The organism is Leifsonia sp. McL0618 (assembly GCF_049994905.1).
In the GTDB taxonomy this organism is placed as follows: Bacteria; Actinomycetota; Actinomycetes; order Actinomycetales; family Microbacteriaceae; genus Diaminobutyricibacter.
This window is the reverse complement of record NZ_CP188258.1, coordinates 1,528,371-1,546,997: the sequence shown is the minus strand read 5'-3', so window position 1 is coordinate 1,546,997 and position 18,627 is coordinate 1,528,371. Positions and strand designations below refer to the sequence as shown.

Sequence of the window (18,627 nt, the reverse complement as noted above, 5' to 3'; positions counted from 1 at the left end):
GTCAGCGGACTCCTTGTGTTTCAGTGGTGGTTGCGGTGAAGCGTCCCGTCGACAGCAGTTCGACGAGCTGTCGCACGACTTCGGCGGCGAACGCCGGGCCGACGTGGGATGGACCGGGTTCGAGCAGCGCCAGGGCCGCGTGCGCGCTCGCCTCGGCAGCGCGCAGGTCGAGAGACGCGGCGAGCGCAGCGGCGCCCGGGTCACGCGCCTGGTCGGTCGTGAGATGGATGATCCACGCAGCGATGGTGCGTGCCTCGGCGACGCCCACGGGAAGGCCGGCCCCGGCGCGGGCGCGGGCGACATCCAGAATGCGCAATGGCAGCTTCAGCGACCCGTCCTGTGCGATCTGCACCAGCCGGTGCTCGATCCGCGCGTTCGCGAAGCGTGACCGAAGTGCCGCGAGCTGCGCATCCAGTTCTGAATCGTCGAAGGGGAGAACCGGCCGCGCCTCGGCCCAGAGTTCTTCGAGCGCATCCCGGCACACCGGATCCGCCATCGCCTCGGCGATCGTGGCGCGTCCGCGCAGGAGGCCGAGGTACGCGAGGCAGGAGTGCCCGGCGTTGAGCAGCCACAGCTTGCGTCGTTCGAATGGTTCGATGTCGTCGACGAACCGGGCGCCGGCGACCTCCCAGTCGGGCCGGCCGGCGGGGAATGCGCCGCTCAGCACCCACTCGCTGAACGGTTCGGTCACGACCGGGGCGGCATCCGCGAACCCCGTGAGTTCGAGCGCGATCTCCCGGTCGCGCGGTGTCGTCGCCGGCGTGATGCGGTCGACCATCGTCGAGACGAAGGACACGTTCGCGTCGATCCAGTCGAGGAGGGCGGGATCACTGGATGCGAGCCCACGCACGAGGTCGCGGACCACCGCGCCGTTTTCCGGCAGGTTGTCGCAGCTGACGACGGCGATGGCCGCGGCTCCCGCATCGCGGCGCGCACGCAGGCCGTCGACGAGACGCACGCCGGCAGATGCAGGGCCGGTCGCGCGATAGCCGGCCTCGGTGATCGTGAGGGTGACGATTGCGACGGCGGGGTCGGCCACCGCATCCCGCCACCGTTCTTCGTCGCCGCCGTCGCAGGCCACGCTGATGCTCTCGATCAGACGGGCCGAGTCCCCGCCGGCGCCGCGCTCGATGAGCGTGTACACGGCATCCTGCGCGGCGAGCACGACCGCCGCATCAGGAGTACGCCCGGTGAACGCGGCGATCCCCCATCCGTTGCGATCGGCGGCGGCGCCACCCGCGGCGTCACCCGCGTCGTCACCCGCGTCGTTGGCGACCTGCGTGTACCAGGCCTGGTGTGCGCGGTGGAACGCACCGAGCCCGAGATGGACGATCCGCACGGGAGGGCGTTCCGTGCGCGGTGAGTCCGAGGTCATCATGTCTCCTCACCGGCGCGCTCCCGCGTGCGGGACTCGACGGCCCGCAGGTATTCGAGATTGTCTCGCGTCCGCTCCTCGAGCGGAAGGTCGGTCGAGAAGTCCTCCGACGTCACCCAGCCGTCGTAGCCGAATGCTGCGAGCGCGTCGAAGTAGGCCTCGACATCCGCCTGGCCGGTGCGCAGCGGCGCCCACTCGTCGTGCCATCGCACGACGCCGTCGATGTCCGGGGTGTCGGCGACCCAGCGGACGTTCTTGACATGCACGTGCGCCAGGTACGGACCGAGCAGCTGGAACGCGGCCAGGTGGTCCTCCTGGCCCTCGATCACGAGGTTGCCGAGGTCGTGGATCACACCGACGTGCCGCGGGTCGAGTCCGTCGACGAGCCGGAATGCAGCCGAAGCCGACGGCGTGATGGTCGTGTGATGCAGCTCGACCAAGGCCTTCACGCCGAGCTCTGCCGCGCGCTCGGCGGCCCACTCCAGGTCGGCCCTCGTCGCAGCGAACAGTTCGCGGTAGTCGCCGAGCCGCACCTGCGGCATCGTCACCCGCACCTGGCGTGCGCCGAGCGCGGCCGTCGCTGCGAGCATCCGGCCGACGTTCTCGTGATCGTCGGCACGGGCGTACCCGCCGACACCTGAGAACTCGAGGCCGGCCTCGCGGGTGATCCGCGCGATCTCGTCGAGGTCGCCCTCCAGGCCCTCGAGAGGCCACGTGGCGCGGTTGCCGGCCCAGAACCCCGGCGGATCGGCAGGCTGCTGGTCGGTGACGCGCCATTCGATGCCGTCCCAGCCCTGGCCGGCGAGGAGGCGCGCGGCCTCCGCAGGCGTCCACTCGGGAGTCGAAGCGGTGAAGACGGAGAACTTCATGCGCCCACTCCTGTCGCCACCGTGACCGCGTCGAGCGAACCGGACAGCACCTCATCGAGCGCGACCGCCCGGCCGAGCGTGGCCGAGAGATAGACCGCGCGCACGACCGCGAGCGAGAGGAGGGCGTCCTCGACCCGCACGCCCGGCTGACGTCCCTCGATGATCGCGTCGACCACATCCTCGTACTGGCGCAGATGGCCGGTGACGAACACGTCCCGGCCGCGATCTCCGCCACGGAGCTCGCCCGCGGGCACGAGCGTCGCGGCCTGGTTCTGCGCCGAAGCGCCGCTCGCGTCGAACGCGTCGTCACCAGCCGCGTAGAAGTATTCGAGCTGGTCGTCGTCGATGATCGCCGACCCGCGGTCTCCGTGCACCTGGATACGCACCGAGAGGCCCGGATATGCCGCGGTGGTCGCATGGATGACGCCGAGCGCGCCCGACTCGAAGCGAACAGTTGCGACGGCGACGTCTTCGACCTCGACGCGATCGTGGGCGAGCAATGCGGTGTGCGCGAACACGTCGACGGGCCGGCCGAGGAACCAGACGAGCAGGTCGACCGTGTGCACGCCCTGGTTCATGACGGCTCCTCCGCCATCGAGCTCCCACGTTCCGCGCCACTGGCCGGAGTCGTAGTAGTCCTGGCTGCGCCACCATGCGACGGATGCGATCCCGCTGGTCACGCGGCCGAACCGCCCGTCGTGCACAGCCCGGGCGACCGCGACCGACGATGGGTCGAACCGGTGCTGGCTGATCACCGACACCACGAGTCCGCGGATCGCCGCGTCCGCGGCGAGGCCTGCGATCTCCCTGGCCCGTGCCATCGACACGTCGAGCGGTTTCTCGATCACCACGTGCTTGCCGGCGGCGAGCGCCTCCTCGGCGAGCCGGACGTGCATCCCGCTCGGCGTGCAGATGACGACGAGGTCGATCGGGCTTGCGGCGAGCGCATCCGTCAGGGCTCCGTACAGGGCCGGGCGTGCGATTCCGAGCTCGGACTCGACCTGGTCGGCCAGCCCGGTCGCAGCGGCAGGAACCGCGTCGACGAGGGCGGTGATCGTCAGGCTGGGGTGACGAGCGATGGCCCGCGCATGGTTGAGGCCGATGATGCCGCATCCGACGATGGCGACGGAGAGGACGGGGTCTGTTGTCGCGTCGCTCATGCGAGGCGCACTCCAATCTGGTCGGTGAGTGCCCGGAACGCGCGGCCGGCACGGCCGAACGCTTCCGGTCCGGAGAAGCCACCGAACGCGTTCACGTCGGTGAGGTGCGGTTCGAGGGAGGCGAACCCGGTGTAGCCGTCGTCGCGCAGCGCGGTCAGGGTCTCGAGCAGCTGCCCGTCGCCTTCTCCGGCCGGCTGCACGTCTCCGGTGGCTGCACGGGCGTCCTTCACCTGCAGGTACTCGAGATGCGGTCGCAGCATGGCGTAGGCGTCGTCGAACGGCCGGTGGACGCCGACCTGAACGAAGTTCGCGCTGTCCCAGGCGAGGCGCAGGTGGTCGGAGCCCACCGATTCGACCACGTCGAGGACACGCTCCGGGATGTCGCCGTAGATGTCCTTTTCGTTCTCGTGCAGGAGAACGACATCAGAGGCTTCGGCGAGGTCCGCCAGGGCGCGCATCCGCTGCAGCACGGCGTCGCGGATGCTCTCGACGGCCACGCCGTCACCCCGGTAGAACGAGAAGATCCGGATGTAGCGGGTGCCGAGCCGGCGGGCGGCCGCGACCGCGCGCCCGAGGCGCTCGACCTCGTGCTCGACGGGAAGCGACACGTCGACCTTGCCGATCGGGGATGCGACGGCGGAGACGCCCATCGACCGCTCCCGGAGGAGGCCGGCAAGCCGGTCCACGGAGTCGTCGTCGAGGTCGACGATGTTCACACCCCACGCACTGCGCACCTCGATGTTGCGTGCGCCCAGCGCCTGGAGCACCGCTGCCTGCACGACCGGGTCCGGGTCGATCTCGTCGCCGAACCCGGAGAGGGTCCATGTTGCTGTCTGGGTCGTCTGGGTCATTTGACTCCTCCTGAGGTGAGGCCACCGACGAGGTAGCGCTGAAAGACGAGATAGAGCACGACGACCGGTACGGCGCAGATGAGGGATGCCGCCATCATCTGCCCATAGAGCGGTATCGCGCCACCCTCCTGGGTCGCCCCGAACACCTGGAGCGCCACGGCGGCGGTGCGGGTCTCCGGGCTCGTGAGGACGGATGCGAACAGCACGTCGTTCCAGCCGAGCAGGAAAGCGAAGATCGCCGACACGACGATGCCCGGCCAGCTCAGCGGCACGACGATCCTGGTGAGGATGCGCCACGACGAGGCACCGTCGATGCGCGCAGCTTCTTCGAGTTCGCGTGGCAGCCCGCGCAGGTAGGTGACCATCACCCAGGTGGAGAACGGCAGGGCGAAGGTGAGATAGGTGATGAACAGGGCCCAGCGGGTGCCGATGATCTGGATGCCGAGAAGTGTCGCCGTGCCGGCGAACAGCACGAAGACGGGAAGCAGCATGAGCGTGCCCGGGATCGACTGCAGCCCGAGCAGTGCGCGCAGGAAGGTCAGGCGACCGCGGAACGCGAAGCGCACGAGCACGTAGGCGGTCGAGATCGCGAGGAACGCGCATACGACCGCGACGGCGCCGCAGACGATCACGCTGTTCATCAGGCCTCTGCCCAGGTCGACCGTCGACCACACCTTGATGTAGTTGTCGAAGTGGAGTTCGGACGGGAAGAATGCGCCGGACGCCACCGACACGTCGGAGTTGACCGACGAGAACAGCATGTAGGCCACAGGCCCGAGCACGATGACCAGCAGAACCGTGATGATCGCGACCAGCAGCGGCTTGGGAAGCAGTTTCGTGACGTCGGTCATGCGGGTCGTCCCTCCTCACCGGTGTCGAGTCTGACCGCCCGCAGGTAAGCGAAGAGCGGAATGGCGATGAGCACGAGCGACAGGATCGCCATCGCGGCGCTCAGGCCGAAACGGAAACTCTGGAAGCTCGTGACGTAGGTCAGCACGGGCAGCACTTCGACATCCTGCGGGGCGGGGACGCCGAAAAGCACGAACGGCAAGGTGAACGCGTTGATGTTGTGCAGGAACGCGATGATGAGCGCGAGGGTGACCGGCCCTTTCAGGTAGGGGAAGATCACGTAGCGCAGCTTCGTCCACCAGAGTGCCCCGTCGAGCGCCGCGGCCTCATGCACCTCGTGGTCGACCGACTGAAGGCCGGCGAGCACCAGGAGGTAGAAGAAGGGCCACGACGTCCAGATCTGCACGATGATCAGCGACCAGTAGCTCTGCGGGCCGTTCAGCCAGAGCCCGGTGTGGACGCCCATCCCGCTGAGCACCGAATCGATGACGCCGCCCGGCTGCAGCATGGTGCGCCAGAGGGTGCCGACCACGAACGCGGGCAGGACGTACGGGATGAGGAAGAGCGACCGCACGAGACCGCGGCCGCGGAAGCGGTTCTGTGTCGCGAGCGCGGCGGCCACACCGATCGGAAGGGTGACCACCGCCGCGATGACGGCGAACGAGACGCTGATCCAGATCGAATGCAGCAGCGGCGACGACGTCACGGCCTCGACGTAGTTCTGCAGCCCGATGAACGGCGCCTGCAGCCAGCTCTGGAGCGTGTACTGGTCGAGGTCGAGCGTCGACATGAGCACAGCGACGATCAGCGGGACGACGATGACGAGCACCATCAGGATGCCGCCGGGCAGCAGCAGCCACAGGGGCCGGTTGCGCTCCTGCACGGTCTTCGTTCGCCGGCGGGCCGGGCGGCCGCCCGCGGGAGGATGTCCCGCGGGCGAACCGTTCTGTTCGCCGGCGGCGCGCTCGGGCGCCACGGTTGTCTGAGACATGGCCGGGACCGGCTACTTCGCTTTGTCCAGTGAGGCTTGCGCCGTTGCCTGGGCGGCTTTCAGCCTCGACTCGAGCTCGGACGAGCTGACCGATCCTTTCGAGAGCGACGGAATCGACTGCACGACGACGTTCACGAGAGCGAGCTGCGTGTCGCCCCATGCTCCGGAGAACGGTGTACCGACCGCCTTCGACCCCGAGGCGAGGATCGGCGCGAGTGAGGCGTTGCCCTGCTCGATCTGCTTCGCCGCGTCGGCGTTCGTGGGCAGGTCGCCGAACGTCTTGGTGTATTTCACCTGGTTCTCGCTGCTCGTGAGCATCTTGACCAGCGCGAAGGTGAGGTCCTGGTTCTTGGAGTACTTCGCGACGACCATGTTGTCACCGGAGATGATGCTGGACGCCGGCTTGCCGCCGTCGGGGTTGGAGGTCTCACCCGGCGGCACGGTCGGCATCACGGCGTAGGCGTACTTGCCGGCGACGGCGGACTTGTCGAGCGTCACCTGCGACGACGACGAGACCATGGGCAGGAACGCCGCCTTGCCGTTCGCGAAGGCTGCGATCGCCTGCGCATTCTTCCAGCCGATCGCTGCCGGGTCGACCACCTTGTCTTTCGTCATCCAGTCGAAGTAGGTCTGGTAGGCCTTCTTCGTCGCCGGGTCGTCGATCTGGGCCTTCTTCGCGTTCAGGTCGAGGATCGGGTTGCCCGCCTGGATCGACATCGCCCAGACGAACTTCCACGGGTCGAAGCTGTCGGCGTATGCGACGGCCATGCCGTGCACGTCGCCGCTGGTCAGCTTCTTCGCCTGGTCGGTGAGCCCGTCCCACGTCGTTGCCGGCTTGTCGATGCCGGCGGCCGCGAGAAGGTCCTTGTTGTACGCCATGACGAACGGGCGGCTGAGGAACGGGATGCCGACCTCGTTCTTCTCGTCCGGGCCGGAGATGCCGAGCGTCGCCGGAACGAACCGGTCACGACCGCCGACTTTCGCCCAGTCCGCATCCGTCAGCTTGACGAAGGCGCCGGTCGAATAGGCGGTCGGCGTGAAGGTGGTGCCGAGGTCGTAGAGGTCGGGACCCTGGCCGGAGAGCACGGACGTCTGGATCTTGGTGAGTTCGTCGTTGGCGGTGGCGAAGGTCTCGAAGGCGACCTTCGCCCCGGTCTCCTTCTGGAACTGGGCCGAGACATCCTGGAACCATTGCTTCTGCTCCGTCGGATAGATCGAGTTCGCAGCGATCATGACGTTGATCGTCTTGCCTTTTCCGTCGAGGTTGCCCGCTCCGGAAGCGGACGTGCCATTCGAGGAACAACCCTGCAGTGCCAGGCCGATGACGGCCAGGCCAGCAACCGCGACCAGCGCGCTGCGTGCTTTCATCGTGACTCTCCTTTGAGTGAGGACGGGGCGGTGCCACCCCGGTCATGCCGCGTGTTGGGCGGCTGGAAGAGACCCTAAGCAAGCCGGCAACAGGTGTGCAACCGTTTGCCAAAATTTGCCACGCTGTGCTTTGCTTCCTTCATGGAACCTCTCGCCGGCGCGGGGTCGCATCGCCCCGCGACGCTCGCCGACGTTGCTGCGGCAAGCGGCGTCGCGACATCGACCGTCTCCCGTGCGCTCTCGAATCCGGGTCGCGTCAACGCCGTGACCCGTGAACGGATCGAGCGTGCGGCCCGAGAACTCGACTACGCCCCGAACTCCCAGGCACGCGCTCTCACCTCGGGCAGGACACGGGCGATCGCGGTCCTCGTCTCCGACGTGACCAACCCGTTCTACTTCGGGATCATCCGCGGAACCCAGCAGCAGCTCAAAGCCGCCGGCTACACGCAGCTGCTCGTGGACACCGAGGAGTCGGACGAACTGGAGGACGGGATGCTCCACAAGCTCCGCCGTTCGTTCGACGGCGCGATCCTCGCCGCATCCCGTCTCACCGACCGGCGGCTCACGACGCTCGCCGCCGAACTGCCCCTGGTCGCGATCAACCGCCAGACCAAAGGCGTCCCGAGCGTCTTCATCGACACGCCGAGCGGCATGGAGCAGGCTCTTGCGCACCTCGTCTCGCTCGGGCATCGCGACATCGCCTACGTGTCGGGACCGGAGACCTCATGGCCGAACGAAGGCCGCTGGCGGGCGCTCGTGCGGGCCAGCGGCAACTACGGTGTCACCACCCGGCGCATCGGTCCGTTCACCCCGAAGAAGAATGCGGGCGCCGCGGCTGCCGACGCACTGCTCAACGCCGGGGTGACCGCCTGCATCGCCTTCAACGACCTGCTCGCCATCGGAATGCTGATGCGCCTCCGCGAACGCGGGGTGAACGTTCCCGACGAGATCAGCATCGTGGGCTGCGACGACATCTTCGGGGCCGACTTCTGCAGTCCGCCTCTCACGACGCTCACCGCACCGATCGAGCAGGCGGGCCGTACAGCCGTCTCGATGCTGCTCTCCCGTCTCGAATCCGATCCGCTGGTCGCGACCAGGCAGAGCGCGACACTTCCCACCCACCTCACGATCCGCGCATCCACCGGACCCGCACCGCACGCCGAAGGACGATCATGACCGCTCTCGCACCGCATCCCGACCGGCTGTTCCCCATCGAGCCGATCGAACGCGACCTTGCCCGGCGCCTGCACGCGTCTGTCGCACAGGCGCCGATCTATTCGCCGCACGGCCACATCGACGCGGCCATGCTCGCCGACGACACCCCGTTTCCCGACCCGGCGGCGCTGCTGATCACACCCGACCACTACGTGCTGCGGATGCTGCATGCGGTCGGAGTGCCCCTCGACGAACTCGGGGTGCCGCGGGCCGGCGCGACGTCGCGCGCATCCGGCCGCTCCATCTGGCGACGCCTGTGCGAGCACTGGGACGCGTTCCTCGGAACGCCGGTCAGGTACTGGTTCGAGACCGAGCTCAACGAGGTCTTCGGTCTCACCGAGCAGCCGTCGGCGGCCAACGCCGACGCCCTCTACGACCAGCTCGCCGAAACGCTGGCGCGCGACGAATTCCGGCCGCGCGCGCTGTTCGAACGGTTCAGGATCGCGGTGCTCGCCACCACCGATGACCCTGCGGACGACCTCGCGGCGCACAACGCCCTCCGCCACGACCCCACCTTCACCGGGAAGGTCATCCCCACGTTCCGCGCAGACCGCTACATGAACCCGGACGAGCCGACCTGGGTCGGCAAGCTCGACCAGCTCGCGGCCCGGTCCGGCTTCGACACGTCGACCTACGGGGGCCTGCTCGACGCGCTCCGGAGCCGCCGTGAGGCGTTCATCACAGCGGGCGGGACCGCGACCGACACGGGTGTCCCGGATGCGGGATCCGAGCCGCTCGACGCATCCGACGCCGAACGCATCCACCGCTCAGCGCTCATGGGACCACTCACCGCCGGGGAGGCGACGGCCTACCGGCGCAACATGCTCTACCAGCTCGCGGCGATGTCCAGCGAAGACGGCCTCGTGATGCAGCTGCACCCCGGCGTCATCCGCAACCACCACCGGCCTTCGTTCGACGCGTACGGACCGGACACCGGTCACGACCTGCCCGACGTCGGCTCGTTCACCCGACCGCTCACGCCGATCCTGCGCGACTTCGGTACGAACCCGACCTTCCGCCTGGTGCTCTTCACGGTCGACGAGACGACATTCTCGCGGGAGATCGCCCCCCTGGCCGGCTTCTACCCGTCGGTCTACGCCGGGGCGCCCTGGTGGTTCCTCGACACACCCGCCGCGATCCTGCGCTACCGCCAGGCCGTCACCGACAGTGCCGGATTCACCAAGACCAGCGGGTTCATCGACGACACCCGCGCGTACTGCTCCATTCCGGCACGCCACGACATGTCCCGTCGTGTCGACGCGGCATACCTCTCGTCACTCGTCGCCACGCACCAGCTGAGCGAAGACGACGCCTTCACGCTGGCGAGACGGCTCGTCTCCGACATTCCGCGGGCGACGTTCCGCCTTCCCTGACCCTCGCCGTTCAGCCGGCGTAACCGAACGGAACCGTGACGCGGCCTCCCGCTACGCTGGAAACACGTCCCATCCCTGAAGGAGTCGATCGTGTCCGAGTCCACCGTCGGAAAAGCCAACATCGGAGTCGTCGGTCTGGCGGTGATGGGCTCCAACCTGTCCCGCAACCTCGCATCACGCGAAGGCAACACCGTCGCTGTCTTCAACCGCACGTTCGCGCGAACGGAAACCCTGACCGGGGAGCATCCTGAAGCCGGTTTCGTCGCGAGCGAAGCCATCGACGACTTCGTCGCCTCGCTGAAGAAGCCGCGCACGGCGATCATCATGGTCCAGGCCGGCGCCGGAACCGACGCCGTCATCGACGAGCTCGTGCAGCGCTTCGAACCGGGCGACATCATCGTCGACGGCGGCAACGCCAACTTCCAGGACACCATCGCGCGCGAGAAGCGCATCAGCCCGACGGGCATCCACTTCGTCGGCGCGGGCATCTCCGGTGGCGAGGAGGGCGCGCTGAAGGGCCCGTCGATCATGCCGGGCGGTTCGGCCGAGTCTTACGAGACCCTTGGTCCCATCCTCGCCTCCATCGCAGCGATCGCCGAAGGCGAGCCGTGCGTGACCCACGTCGGCACCGACGGGGCGGGCCACTTCGTCAAGATGATCCACAACGGCATCGAGTACGCCGACATGCAGCTCATCGCCGAAGCCTATGACCTCCTGCGCACGGTCGGCGGACTCGAGCCCGCCGCGATCGCCGACGTCTTCAGCGAGTGGAACAAGGGCTACCTCGAGTCGTATCTGATCGAGATCACCGCAGAAGTCCTGCGCCAGGTCGACGCGAAGACCGGCAAGCCGTTCGTCGACATCGTTCTCGACGAGGCAGGCTCGAAAGGCACCGGGGTGTGGACGGTACAGAACGCGCTCGACCTGGGTATCCCGGTCGGGGGCATCGCCGAGGCCGTGTTCGCCCGCGCCGTGTCGTCGAAGCCGAACCAGCGCGCAGCGGTCCAGTCGGTGGTCACGGCCCGTCCTGAGGCGCAGAAGGTGGATGCCTCGTTCGCCGACGACGTCTCCAAAGCGCTGTACGCATCCAAGGTCGTCGCGTACGCCCAGGGCTTCGACGCGATCATCGCCGGCGCCGAGAAGTACGGCTGGAACATCAACAAAGACAAGATCGCCAAGATCTGGCGCGGCGGGTGCATCATCCGCGCGCAGTTCCTCAACCGCATCGCCGACGCGTATGACGAGAACCCCGACATCGCGACCCTGCTCGAAGCCCCCTACTTCGCGGACGCCGTGGCGGAAGGCGAGGCCGCGTGGCGTCGTGTCGTCGCGACGGCGGCACTGTCGGGCGTTCCCGTTCCCGGGTTCGGCTCTGCGCTCAGCTACTACGACTCGCTCGCGTCGAAGCGCCTGCCCGCAGCCCTCGTGCAGGGACAGCGCGACTTCTTCGGAGCACACACCTACAAGCGCGTCGACGAAGACGGGGTCTTCCACACCCTCTGGTCGGGCGACCGCTCCGAGATTCAGACGGCAGGTTCTTCGCACTAAATGCGACGCCAGCGCAGAGCGCGCTGGAGCTATGGGGATTGCATCGCAATCCCGCGACGCCGGCGCGCTGGAGCTATGAGGATTGCGCAGCAATCCCGCGCGCTGGAGCTATGGGGATTGCATAGCAATCCTGCGACGCCAGCGCCGAGCGATCTATGATCGCGAGGAAGACCCCAAGGGAGTAAACAAGTGCGTGAACCACGCTGGCGCCAGGCCGGCGACGAACCCGACTACCGGTTCTCGCTCGCGAACGAGCGCACATTCCTCGCATGGGTCCGCACCGCTCTTGCGCTTCTGGCCGGCGGTGTCGTGCTCGAGCAGTTCTCGACCGCGATCGGCCCGCACTGGGTCGTCGTCATCCTTGCTGTCGCCCTCAGTGTGATCTCCGCCGTGCTGAGTGTCATCGCCTTCGTGCGGTGGCGTGCCAACGAGATCGCGATGCGGAACGGGAGACGCCTGCCGAGCACGATCGCGATTCCCCTGCTGTCGGCCGTCGTGCTTGCGGTGGCGGCGGTCATCGCCATCCTGCTGGCGGTGCACTGACGATGTCCTCTGGCGAGCTCGGCGACGCGCCCGGCCGCGACCCGGGCCTCCAGGGAGAACGCACCGCCCTGTCGTGGACCCGCACAGCGCTCGTGATCACGGTCAACGCGCTGCTGGCGCTCCGCACCGGACTGGTCTCCGGAGAGCTCGCGCTGACCCTCGTCGGCGTCGTGCTGCTGCTCGCCGCGATCGGCGCCGTCATCTACGGCACCATCCGCGGACGGGAGCTCTCCGGCCACGGCGGGCACCACGTTCCGCCGGCCGCGCCCGCCCTCGCGCTCACGATTCTGGCCGCCGTCACCCTCATCGCATGTGCCGCAGGGGTTGCGTCAGTGCTCGTACGACACTGAGACTCGAATCATGACGTTCGACGACCATCCGGAGCTCGCAGGGTACGAGCCGCTCGGCGAGCCCCTGCACGGTCACCGCCGCAAGAGCATGACCCGGGTGGTCGTGCTGCTCGGACTCGTCGCGCTCATCCTGCCCGGAGTGCTGACGACGGTGTCGGTCGCGTCAGCCACGGCCGACAGCACGTGCTCCGTCTACGTCAGGCAGTACGCGCCGGGCGCGCAGAGTTCGTCGGCACGGTTCGAGCTGTTCGCTCCGGCGGGCCCTGGGTGGCAGTGCTACGCACTCAACACTGAAGGCGACGCAACCTTCGTCGCCCCGCTCGGTCTCATCCCGACGACGCCGCGTCCACCGCGGCCGGCCACGAACAGCTGAGCCGGTGCGCCGCGAGCGATTCTCGTGCGGTTAGGCCGCTCCATCGAACATCGACGTGACCGAGCCCTCGGTGAACACCTGCTGGATCGCCCGGGCGAGCAGTGGCGCGATCGGCAGGATCGTGAGCTTGTCGAACCGCTTGTGCTCAGGGAGCGGAAGCGTGTCGGTGACGACCACCGAATCGATGGCGCCACTCTGCAGGAGTTCGGTGGCCGGGTCGCTGAAGACGGCGTGCGTGGCCGCGACGACGACGCCGATGGCACCGGCGGCCTTGAGCGCCTCGGCCGCCTTGACGATCGTTCGCCCGGTGTCGATCAGGTCGTCGACGAGAAGACACACGCGCCCGCTGACCTCACCGACGATCTCGTGCACCGAGACCTGGTTCGGAACCAGCGGGTCGCGGCGTTTGTGGATGATGGCGAGCGGCACTCCGAGCCTGTCGCTCCAGACATCGGCGACGCGCACCCGGCCCATGTCGGGCGACACGACCGTGAGAGTTGCGGGGTCGAGCTCTTTGCGCATGTGCTCGAGAAGCACGGGCATTGCGAACAGGTGGTCGACGGGGCCGTCGAAGAAGCCCTGAATCTGCGCTGCGTGCAGGTCGACGGACATGATGCGGTCGGCGCCGGCCACCTTGAACAGGTCTGCGATGAGGCGCGCCGAGATCGGCTCGCGGCCACGCCCCTTCTTGTCCTGGCGGGCGTACGGGTAGAAGGGGGCGACGACGGTGATGCGCTTGGCGGATGCACGCTTGAGTGCATCGACCATGATCAGTTGCTCCATCAGCCATTCGTTGATGGGCGACGTGTGCGACTGGATGACGAAGGCGTCGGATCCGCGCACGCTCTCGTCGAAGCGCGCATAGATCTCGCCATTGGCGAAGGTGCGAGCGTCAGTAGGAACCAGATCGCTTCCGAGTTCGTCGGCGATCTGCCGAGCCAGTGCCGGATGCGCACGCCCCGAGATCAGAACCAGTCGTTTCTGCCCGGTGGCCGTGATTCCTGACACCTATTCCCCGCTCTCTTCCGCAGCTCGTGCGGCGTCGGTGCCAGGGCGTTTCGTGGCGACCCAGCCCTCGATATTGCGTTGTGGAGCCACCGTGACGGCGAGCGCGCCCGGTGGAACGTCTTTTCGAACGACCGTGCCTGCTCCGGTGTAGGCTCCGTCCCCCATCCTAACGGGAGCGACGAACACTGTATTGGTGCTCACGCGCACGTGCGAGCCGATCTCGGTGCGGTGTTTGTTCACCCCGTCGTAGTTGGCGGTGATGACGCCGGCACCGAGGTTGGACTTCTCGCCGACCTCTGCGTCGCCGACATAGTTGAAGTGGGCGAGCTTGGTGCCCGAGCCGATCCGTGCGTTCTTGGTCTCGACGAAGGTGCCGATCTTGCCGGATGCCCCCAGGTAGGTTCCGGGGCGCAGGTAGGCGAAGGGGCCGACGGTCGCGTCCGCCCCGATGACCGCGAGAGTCGCGTCAGTGCGGTTGACCCGCGCGTTCTCGCCGATCTCGCAGTCGAGCAGGGTGGTGTCGGGCCCGACGGTTGCGCCGCGCGCGATCGTCGTCGCGCCGAGGACCTGCGTGCCGGGGAGCAGCGTCACGTCTTCGGCGAGCTTCGCCTTGAGGTCGATCCACGTCGTGCCCGGGTCCTGCACGGTGACACCGGCGAGCTGCCAGGCGCGCACGAGGAGGGCGTTGAGTTTCGCGGCCGCCTCGCTGAGCTGGGCGCGATCGTTGATCCCCTCGACCAGCCACGAGTCCGCAACGGGAACCGCGTCGACCTCCGAGCCTGCGCGGCGCAGCAGCTCGATCACGTCGGTCAGGTATTTCTCCCCCTGTGCGTTCTCGGTCGTCAGCGAGGCGAGCTGATCGCGCAGCGCGGAAAGCCCGAACAGGTAGATGCCTGCGTTGATCTCGCCGATGCCGCGTTCGGCATCCGTGGCATCCTTGTGCTCGACGATGCGGTCGAGGTGGCCTTCCGGGGTCCGTACGATGCGTCCGTAACCGGATGCGTCGGCCGGGAAACTCGACAGGATGGTCGCCGCAGCACTGCCGGAACGGTGCTTCGCGATGAGCTCGGACAGCGTCTGCGCGTCGAGGAGCGGCACGTCTCCGTTCACCACGAGCACATCGCCGTCGAAGTCGGCAGGGAGCGCTTCGATGGCGAGCTCGACCGCACGACCAGTGCCGGGCACGTCGTCCTGGTCGACGATCAGGCTCTCCGGCATGTCCGCCTCGACGACCTCGACCAGCCGGTCGCGTTCGTGACGGACCACGGTGATGACGTGTGCGGCGTCAAGGGTGCGGGCGGTCGCCAGCACGTGGCCGACGATCGGCACCCCGGCGAGCGGGTGCAGGAGTTTGGGGGTCGCGGACTTCATTCGCGTGCCCTGGCCGGCGGCCAGGATGACGATTGCCAGATGTGCGTCGGACATTCGAGCTCACTTCCTCTCATCCGCGACGAGAATCCGCCGCGGGTTCGCGTAGCTCCGCCTCCAGGACTCGAACCTGGACCTAACAGCTCCAAAGGCTGTCGTGCTGCCATTACACCAAGGCGGAACGCGAGCGCCGGAGCGTTCGCATCCCCCAGTTTGCCAGACGTGCGACGGTGCAACCGGACGCGCGCGCTCGCGCCGGGCGCCTGACGGCCAATCCGGAGCACGAGCAAATAGCATTGTGAGATGCCTGACGCAAGCGACGAAGTCGACCGGATCGTGGACTCGTGGCTTCGGGAACGTCCCGACCTCGACTTCTCACCCCTGCAGGTGCTGTCGCGTGTCGCCCGCCTGTCGAAGCACCTCGACCGCGCCCGCAAGACGGCCTTCACACGCTCCGACCTGGACTCCTGGGAATTCGACGTGCTCTCGGCGCTGCGCCGGGCGGGCCCGCCCTACCAGCTGAGCCCCAAGGCGCTCCTGCAACAGACGCTCGTCTCCAGCGGGACGATGACGAACCGCATCGACCGCCTCGTCGAACGGGGCCTGGTCGAACGCCGCACCGACCCGAACGACGGGCGCGGCATCCTCGTGCACATGACTCCGCAGGGACTGGCGCGCGTGGATGCCGCGATCACGCGCCTGGTCGACGCGGAGGCTGAACTCCTGTCGTCGCTGTCTCCCACCGACCAGGAGCGGCTCGCGGGCCTCCTCCGCCGGCTCTCGCTCGGCTTCGACTAGGCCGTGGTGAGCGCCGAAGCATAGCCGGCGGCTCACAGGAGACCGTTATCCGGCGTCAATAGAATCGGATGCGATGAGACTGTCACGCCTGAAACGACTGCCCTCCCGTGTCAAGCGCGCCGCCCGCTTCGAGATCCACGCGTACTGGCGTCGCCAGCCGATCGTGCCGGGGTCCGTTCTGTATGAGTCGTTCTCCGGCAACGGCATGCTCTGCAACCCAGAGGCGATCTTCCGCAAACTTCTCGCCTCACCCGATCTCGCGCACCTCACCCACACCTGGGTGCTCTCCGACTTCGACCAATACCGGTCGACGGTCGCCGAATTCGCAGGGAACCCCAAAGTCTCCTTCGTGCGTTACGGGTCGCCCGGGTATTTCCGCGCCCTCGCGACCAGCAACTTCCTGGTCAACAACGCGACGTTCCCGCCGGACTTCAGCAAGCGGGAAGGGCAGGTGTACCTCAACACCTGGCACGGCACACCGCTGAAGCGCATGGGCTACGACATCGAAGACGGCGCACTGGCGACTGCGAACATCATCCGCAACTTCGTCGCTGCCGACTACCTGCTCGCGGCGAACCCGTTCATGGCCGACCAGATGTACGAGACGGCATACAAGCTCCGCGGCATCTACCGCGGGACCATCATCGAAGAGGGCTACCCGCGCAACGACCGCCAGCACCTCGATGCGGCGGCCCTCGGGAGCATCCGGACCACGCTCACCGAGACGGGGATCCCGCTCGGCGACCGCAAGGTCATCCTCTACGCACCCACGTGGAAGGGCACGTCGTTCTCCCAGCCGAACGACGACATCGACGACCTGCTCACCCACATCGCTGCGATCGAGAGCCGCATCGACACCAGCCGTTACGTCGTGCTACTGAAGACCCACCAGATCGTGCACCGGCTCGCGCATACGCGCCCTGAACTGAAGCGGATGCTCGTTCCGAACGAACTGCCCACCAATGTGATCCTCGGCGCGACCGACATCCTCGTCACGGACTACTCGAGCATCTTCTTCGACTTCCTCGAGACGGGACGGCCGGTCGCGTTCTTCGCGCCCGACCTCGCCGACTATTCGGATACCCGAGGCCTGTACATCGAGCCCGACCTGTGGCCCGGGCCGGTCGCGGTGACCGCGCACGAGCTGGGCGACACGCTGAATGCGATCGCGGCCGGCGGCGACGCCATCCCGGCCGAACGCCGCGAACGCTACCACCAGATGCAGCAGGAGTTCTGCGGCTTCGAAGACGGGCATGCCGCCGACCGTGTGGTCGACATCGTCTTCCGCGGCGCGACCGACGGCTACCGACTGCGCACAGACCACTCGGATGGCCGCACGCCGATCCTGCTCTATCTCGGCGGAATGCGCCCCAACGGCATCACCACCTCCGTTCTCAACCTGCTGAACAACATCGACCATTCCGTGTACGACGTGTCGGCGTTCTTCGCGCAGGCCATATCGGAGGCGACGATCGGCAAGCAGAAGGCGATCCATCCCGCCGTGAGGCAGTTCCCCCGGGTGGGCGGAATGAATGGTCCGAAGCTCCAGCACCTCGCCAGGCACCTCCATTTCCGCCGTGGCAGGATCGCCGAGCATCGCGACGACCCCGTGCAGGACGAACTGTGGAACGACGAGTGGACACGCTGCTTCGGCGACAGCCGCTTCGACTACGTCGTGGACTTCAGCGGCTACGGCCCGTTCTGGGCGGCCCTGCTCCTCCACTCGCCCGAAGCCGAGCGGTCGATCTGGCTGCACAACGACCTCGCGTCGGATGCGCACCGGGAGGTCGACGGCGCCAAGAAGATGCTGCACAGCCTCACCCAGATCTTCACCCTCTACGAGCAGTACGACCACCTCGTCTCGGTGTCCCCGACCCTGTCGGACATCAACCGCGCCGGACTGGCCGAATACGCGGACGCCCACAAGTTCATCTCCGCGCTGAACACGGTCGACGCCGACCATATCCTCGAGTACGCGAAAGCAGACCTGCGCGCGGCGAGCTTCGACGACGAGACCGGCATGGTTCCCGCCTGGGCGGAAGTGCTGCTGGCCCCCGACGACGAGGTGACGACGTTCGTCACGGTCGGCCGTCTCTCGCCGGAGAAGAACCAGGGCCGACTCATCCGTGCATTCGCACAGGTGCATGCGACGAACCCGCAGACGCGTCTCGTCATCGTCGGTTCCGGGCCCCTCCAGGACGAGCTGACCGCACTCATCTCGTCGCTCGGACTCGGCGGCTCGGTGTTCCTGACCGGAATGCAGCGCAACCCGCACGTGATCATGGCGCACGCCGACTGCTTCGTGCTGTCGAGCGACTACGAAGGCCAGCCGATGGTCATCCTCGAAGCGCTCGTGCTCGGCTTGCCGATCGTCACCGTTGAGTTCGCGTCAGCTAAGAACGCGCTGCCCACGGGCTCGGGCATGGTCGTGCCGCAGACCGATGACGGGGTCGCCGACGGCATGGCCGCCTTCCTGCGCGGCGAGGTGCCGGCGAGCGTGTTCGACCACCACGCGTACAACCGCAAAGCGGTCGAGCAGTTCTACCGCGCGATCGGGGCGACGGCGGACGAACCACAGCCCGTCTGAC

General features: G+C 67.6%; 17 protein-coding genes and 1 tRNA gene. 8 read left to right on the top strand and 10 right to left on the bottom strand.

Going from position 1 to position 18,627, the window contains the following annotated elements:
* Window position 1: 1 nt before the first annotated feature.
* From ACPPVQ_RS07340 to ACPPVQ_RS07310, 7 genes are read right to left on the bottom strand one after another with little or no spacing between them, the layout of a single operon-like run.
* Window positions 2-1,375: a mannitol dehydrogenase family protein gene (locus tag ACPPVQ_RS07340; RefSeq protein WP_426520131.1), complete on the bottom strand. Its 1,374-nt coding sequence runs from the start codon at window positions 1,373-1,375 to the stop codon at window positions 2-4.
* Window positions 1,375-2,244, bottom strand: a complete 870-nt coding sequence (locus tag ACPPVQ_RS07335) for a sugar phosphate isomerase/epimerase family protein (protein WP_426520129.1) — start codon at window positions 2,242-2,244, stop codon at window positions 1,375-1,377. Before ACPPVQ_RS07335 ends, ACPPVQ_RS07340 begins: the two co-directional genes overlap by 1 nt.
* Entirely contained in the window at window positions 2,241-3,404 is a 1,164-nt protein-coding gene (locus ACPPVQ_RS07330; RefSeq protein ID WP_426520127.1) for a Gfo/Idh/MocA family protein, read from the bottom strand. Before ACPPVQ_RS07330 ends, ACPPVQ_RS07335 begins: the two co-directional genes overlap by 4 nt.
* Window positions 3,401-4,255, bottom strand: coding sequence for a sugar phosphate isomerase/epimerase family protein (locus ACPPVQ_RS07325; protein WP_426520125.1), 855 nt, complete (start codon window positions 4,253-4,255; stop codon window positions 3,401-3,403). The genes ACPPVQ_RS07330 and ACPPVQ_RS07325 overlap by 4 nt, the downstream gene beginning before the upstream one ends.
* Window positions 4,252-5,106 carry a carbohydrate ABC transporter permease gene (locus ACPPVQ_RS07320; RefSeq protein WP_426520123.1) on the bottom strand — a complete coding sequence of 285 codons (855 nt, stop codon included), beginning with the start codon at window positions 5,104-5,106 and terminating at the stop codon, window positions 4,252-4,254. The genes ACPPVQ_RS07325 and ACPPVQ_RS07320 overlap by 4 nt, the downstream gene beginning before the upstream one ends.
* Window positions 5,103-6,095, bottom strand: coding sequence for a carbohydrate ABC transporter permease (locus ACPPVQ_RS07315; protein WP_426520121.1), 993 nt, complete (start codon window positions 6,093-6,095; stop codon window positions 5,103-5,105). Before ACPPVQ_RS07315 ends, ACPPVQ_RS07320 begins: the two co-directional genes overlap by 4 nt.
* A gap of 12 nt (window positions 6,096-6,107) precedes the next feature.
* A complete protein-coding gene (locus tag ACPPVQ_RS07310; protein ID WP_426520119.1) occupies window positions 6,108-7,463 on the bottom strand; it encodes an ABC transporter substrate-binding protein in 1,356 nt (451 codons plus the stop codon).
* A gap of 141 nt (window positions 7,464-7,604) precedes the next feature.
* Between ACPPVQ_RS07310 and ACPPVQ_RS07305 the strand changes: the two genes are divergently transcribed.
* The 6 genes from ACPPVQ_RS07305 (at window position 7,605) to ACPPVQ_RS07280 (ending at window position 12,865) form a co-directional block, all read left to right on the top strand.
* Entirely contained in the window at window positions 7,605-8,639 is a 1,035-nt protein-coding gene (locus ACPPVQ_RS07305) for a LacI family DNA-binding transcriptional regulator (protein WP_426520117.1), read from the top strand.
* Complete coding sequence (uxaC, locus tag ACPPVQ_RS07300; protein ID WP_426520115.1) at window positions 8,636-10,051, top strand: glucuronate isomerase; 1,416 nt, start codon at window positions 8,636-8,638, stop codon at window positions 10,049-10,051. The genes ACPPVQ_RS07305 and uxaC overlap by 4 nt, the downstream gene beginning before the upstream one ends.
* A gap of 90 nt (window positions 10,052-10,141) precedes the next feature.
* Window positions 10,142-11,599 (top strand): NADP-dependent phosphogluconate dehydrogenase, encoded by a 1,458-nt coding sequence (gene gndA / locus ACPPVQ_RS07295; protein WP_426520113.1) that lies wholly within the window; start codon window positions 10,142-10,144, stop codon window positions 11,597-11,599.
* Window positions 11,600-11,788: 189 nt separating this feature from the next.
* On the top strand, window positions 11,789-12,142 hold the full coding sequence (locus ACPPVQ_RS07290; protein WP_426520111.1) for a YidH family protein: 354 nt from the start codon (window positions 11,789-11,791) through the stop codon (window positions 12,140-12,142).
* Between the two features lie 2 nt (window positions 12,143-12,144).
* Window positions 12,145-12,492, top strand: a complete 348-nt coding sequence (locus ACPPVQ_RS07285; protein ID WP_426520109.1) for a DUF202 domain-containing protein — start codon at window positions 12,145-12,147, stop codon at window positions 12,490-12,492.
* 10 nt (window positions 12,493-12,502) lie between these two features.
* The gene (locus ACPPVQ_RS07280; RefSeq protein ID WP_426520107.1) at window positions 12,503-12,865 is read left to right on the top strand and encodes a hypothetical protein; all 363 of its coding nucleotides are present in this window, start codon (window positions 12,503-12,505) and stop codon (window positions 12,863-12,865) included.
* Window positions 12,866-12,895: 30 nt separating this feature from the next.
* On the opposite strand, the gene ACPPVQ_RS07275 is transcribed toward ACPPVQ_RS07280, so the two are convergent.
* The 3 genes from ACPPVQ_RS07275 to ACPPVQ_RS07265 form a co-directional block, all read right to left on the bottom strand.
* On the bottom strand, window positions 12,896-13,873 hold the full coding sequence (locus ACPPVQ_RS07275; RefSeq protein WP_426520105.1) for a ribose-phosphate diphosphokinase: 978 nt from the start codon (window positions 13,871-13,873) through the stop codon (window positions 12,896-12,898).
* On the bottom strand, window positions 13,874-15,298 hold the full coding sequence (gene glmU / locus ACPPVQ_RS07270) for a bifunctional UDP-N-acetylglucosamine diphosphorylase/glucosamine-1-phosphate N-acetyltransferase GlmU (protein WP_426520103.1): 1,425 nt from the start codon (window positions 15,296-15,298) through the stop codon (window positions 13,874-13,876).
* 52 nt (window positions 15,299-15,350) lie between these two features.
* Window positions 15,351-15,422, bottom strand: a tRNA-Gln gene (locus tag ACPPVQ_RS07265).
* Between the two features lie 122 nt (window positions 15,423-15,544).
* Here ACPPVQ_RS07265 and ACPPVQ_RS07260 point away from each other — a divergent pair.
* Both ACPPVQ_RS07260 and ACPPVQ_RS07255 read left to right on the top strand, forming a co-directional pair.
* The gene (locus ACPPVQ_RS07260; RefSeq protein ID WP_426520101.1) at window positions 15,545-16,039 is read left to right on the top strand and encodes a MarR family winged helix-turn-helix transcriptional regulator; all 495 of its coding nucleotides are present in this window, start codon (window positions 15,545-15,547) and stop codon (window positions 16,037-16,039) included.
* A gap of 73 nt (window positions 16,040-16,112) precedes the next feature.
* Complete coding sequence (locus ACPPVQ_RS07255) at window positions 16,113-18,626, top strand: CDP-glycerol glycerophosphotransferase family protein (RefSeq protein ID WP_426520099.1); 2,514 nt, start codon at window positions 16,113-16,115, stop codon at window positions 18,624-18,626.
* Window position 18,627 lies beyond the last annotated feature (1 nt).

Bases quoted from the DNA above. Each gene is read 5' to 3' on its own strand.
- uxaC (WP_426520115.1), top strand. From the start codon at position 8,636: ATGACCGCTCTCGCACCGCATCCCGACCGGCTGTTCCCCATCGAGCCG.
- ACPPVQ_RS07330 (WP_426520127.1), bottom strand. From the start codon at position 3,404: ATGAGCGACGCGACAACAGACCCCGTCCTCTCCGTCGCCATCGTCGGA.
- glmU (WP_426520103.1), bottom strand. From the start codon at position 15,298: ATGTCCGACGCACATCTGGCAATCGTCATCCTGGCCGCCGGCCAGGGC.
- ACPPVQ_RS07255 (WP_426520099.1), top strand. From the start codon at position 16,113: ATGAGACTGTCACGCCTGAAACGACTGCCCTCCCGTGTCAAGCGCGCC.
- ACPPVQ_RS07310 (WP_426520119.1), bottom strand. From the start codon at position 7,463: ATGAAAGCACGCAGCGCGCTGGTCGCGGTTGCTGGCCTGGCCGTCATC.
- ACPPVQ_RS07340 (WP_426520131.1), bottom strand. From the start codon at position 1,375: ATGACCTCGGACTCACCGCGCACGGAACGCCCTCCCGTGCGGATCGTC.
- ACPPVQ_RS07315 (WP_426520121.1), bottom strand. From the start codon at position 6,095: ATGTCTCAGACAACCGTGGCGCCCGAGCGCGCCGCCGGCGAACAGAAC.
- ACPPVQ_RS07335 (WP_426520129.1), bottom strand. From the start codon at position 2,244: ATGAAGTTCTCCGTCTTCACCGCTTCGACTCCCGAGTGGACGCCTGCG.
- ACPPVQ_RS07280 (WP_426520107.1), top strand. From the start codon at position 12,503: ATGACGTTCGACGACCATCCGGAGCTCGCAGGGTACGAGCCGCTCGGC.
- ACPPVQ_RS07325 (WP_426520125.1), bottom strand. From the start codon at position 4,255: ATGACCCAGACGACCCAGACAGCAACATGGACCCTCTCCGGGTTCGGC.
- ACPPVQ_RS07305 (WP_426520117.1), top strand. From the start codon at position 7,605: ATGGAACCTCTCGCCGGCGCGGGGTCGCATCGCCCCGCGACGCTCGCC.
- ACPPVQ_RS07260 (WP_426520101.1), top strand. From the start codon at position 15,545: ATGCCTGACGCAAGCGACGAAGTCGACCGGATCGTGGACTCGTGGCTT.
- ACPPVQ_RS07285 (WP_426520109.1), top strand. From the start codon at position 12,145: ATGTCCTCTGGCGAGCTCGGCGACGCGCCCGGCCGCGACCCGGGCCTC.
- ACPPVQ_RS07320 (WP_426520123.1), bottom strand. From the start codon at position 5,106: ATGACCGACGTCACGAAACTGCTTCCCAAGCCGCTGCTGGTCGCGATC.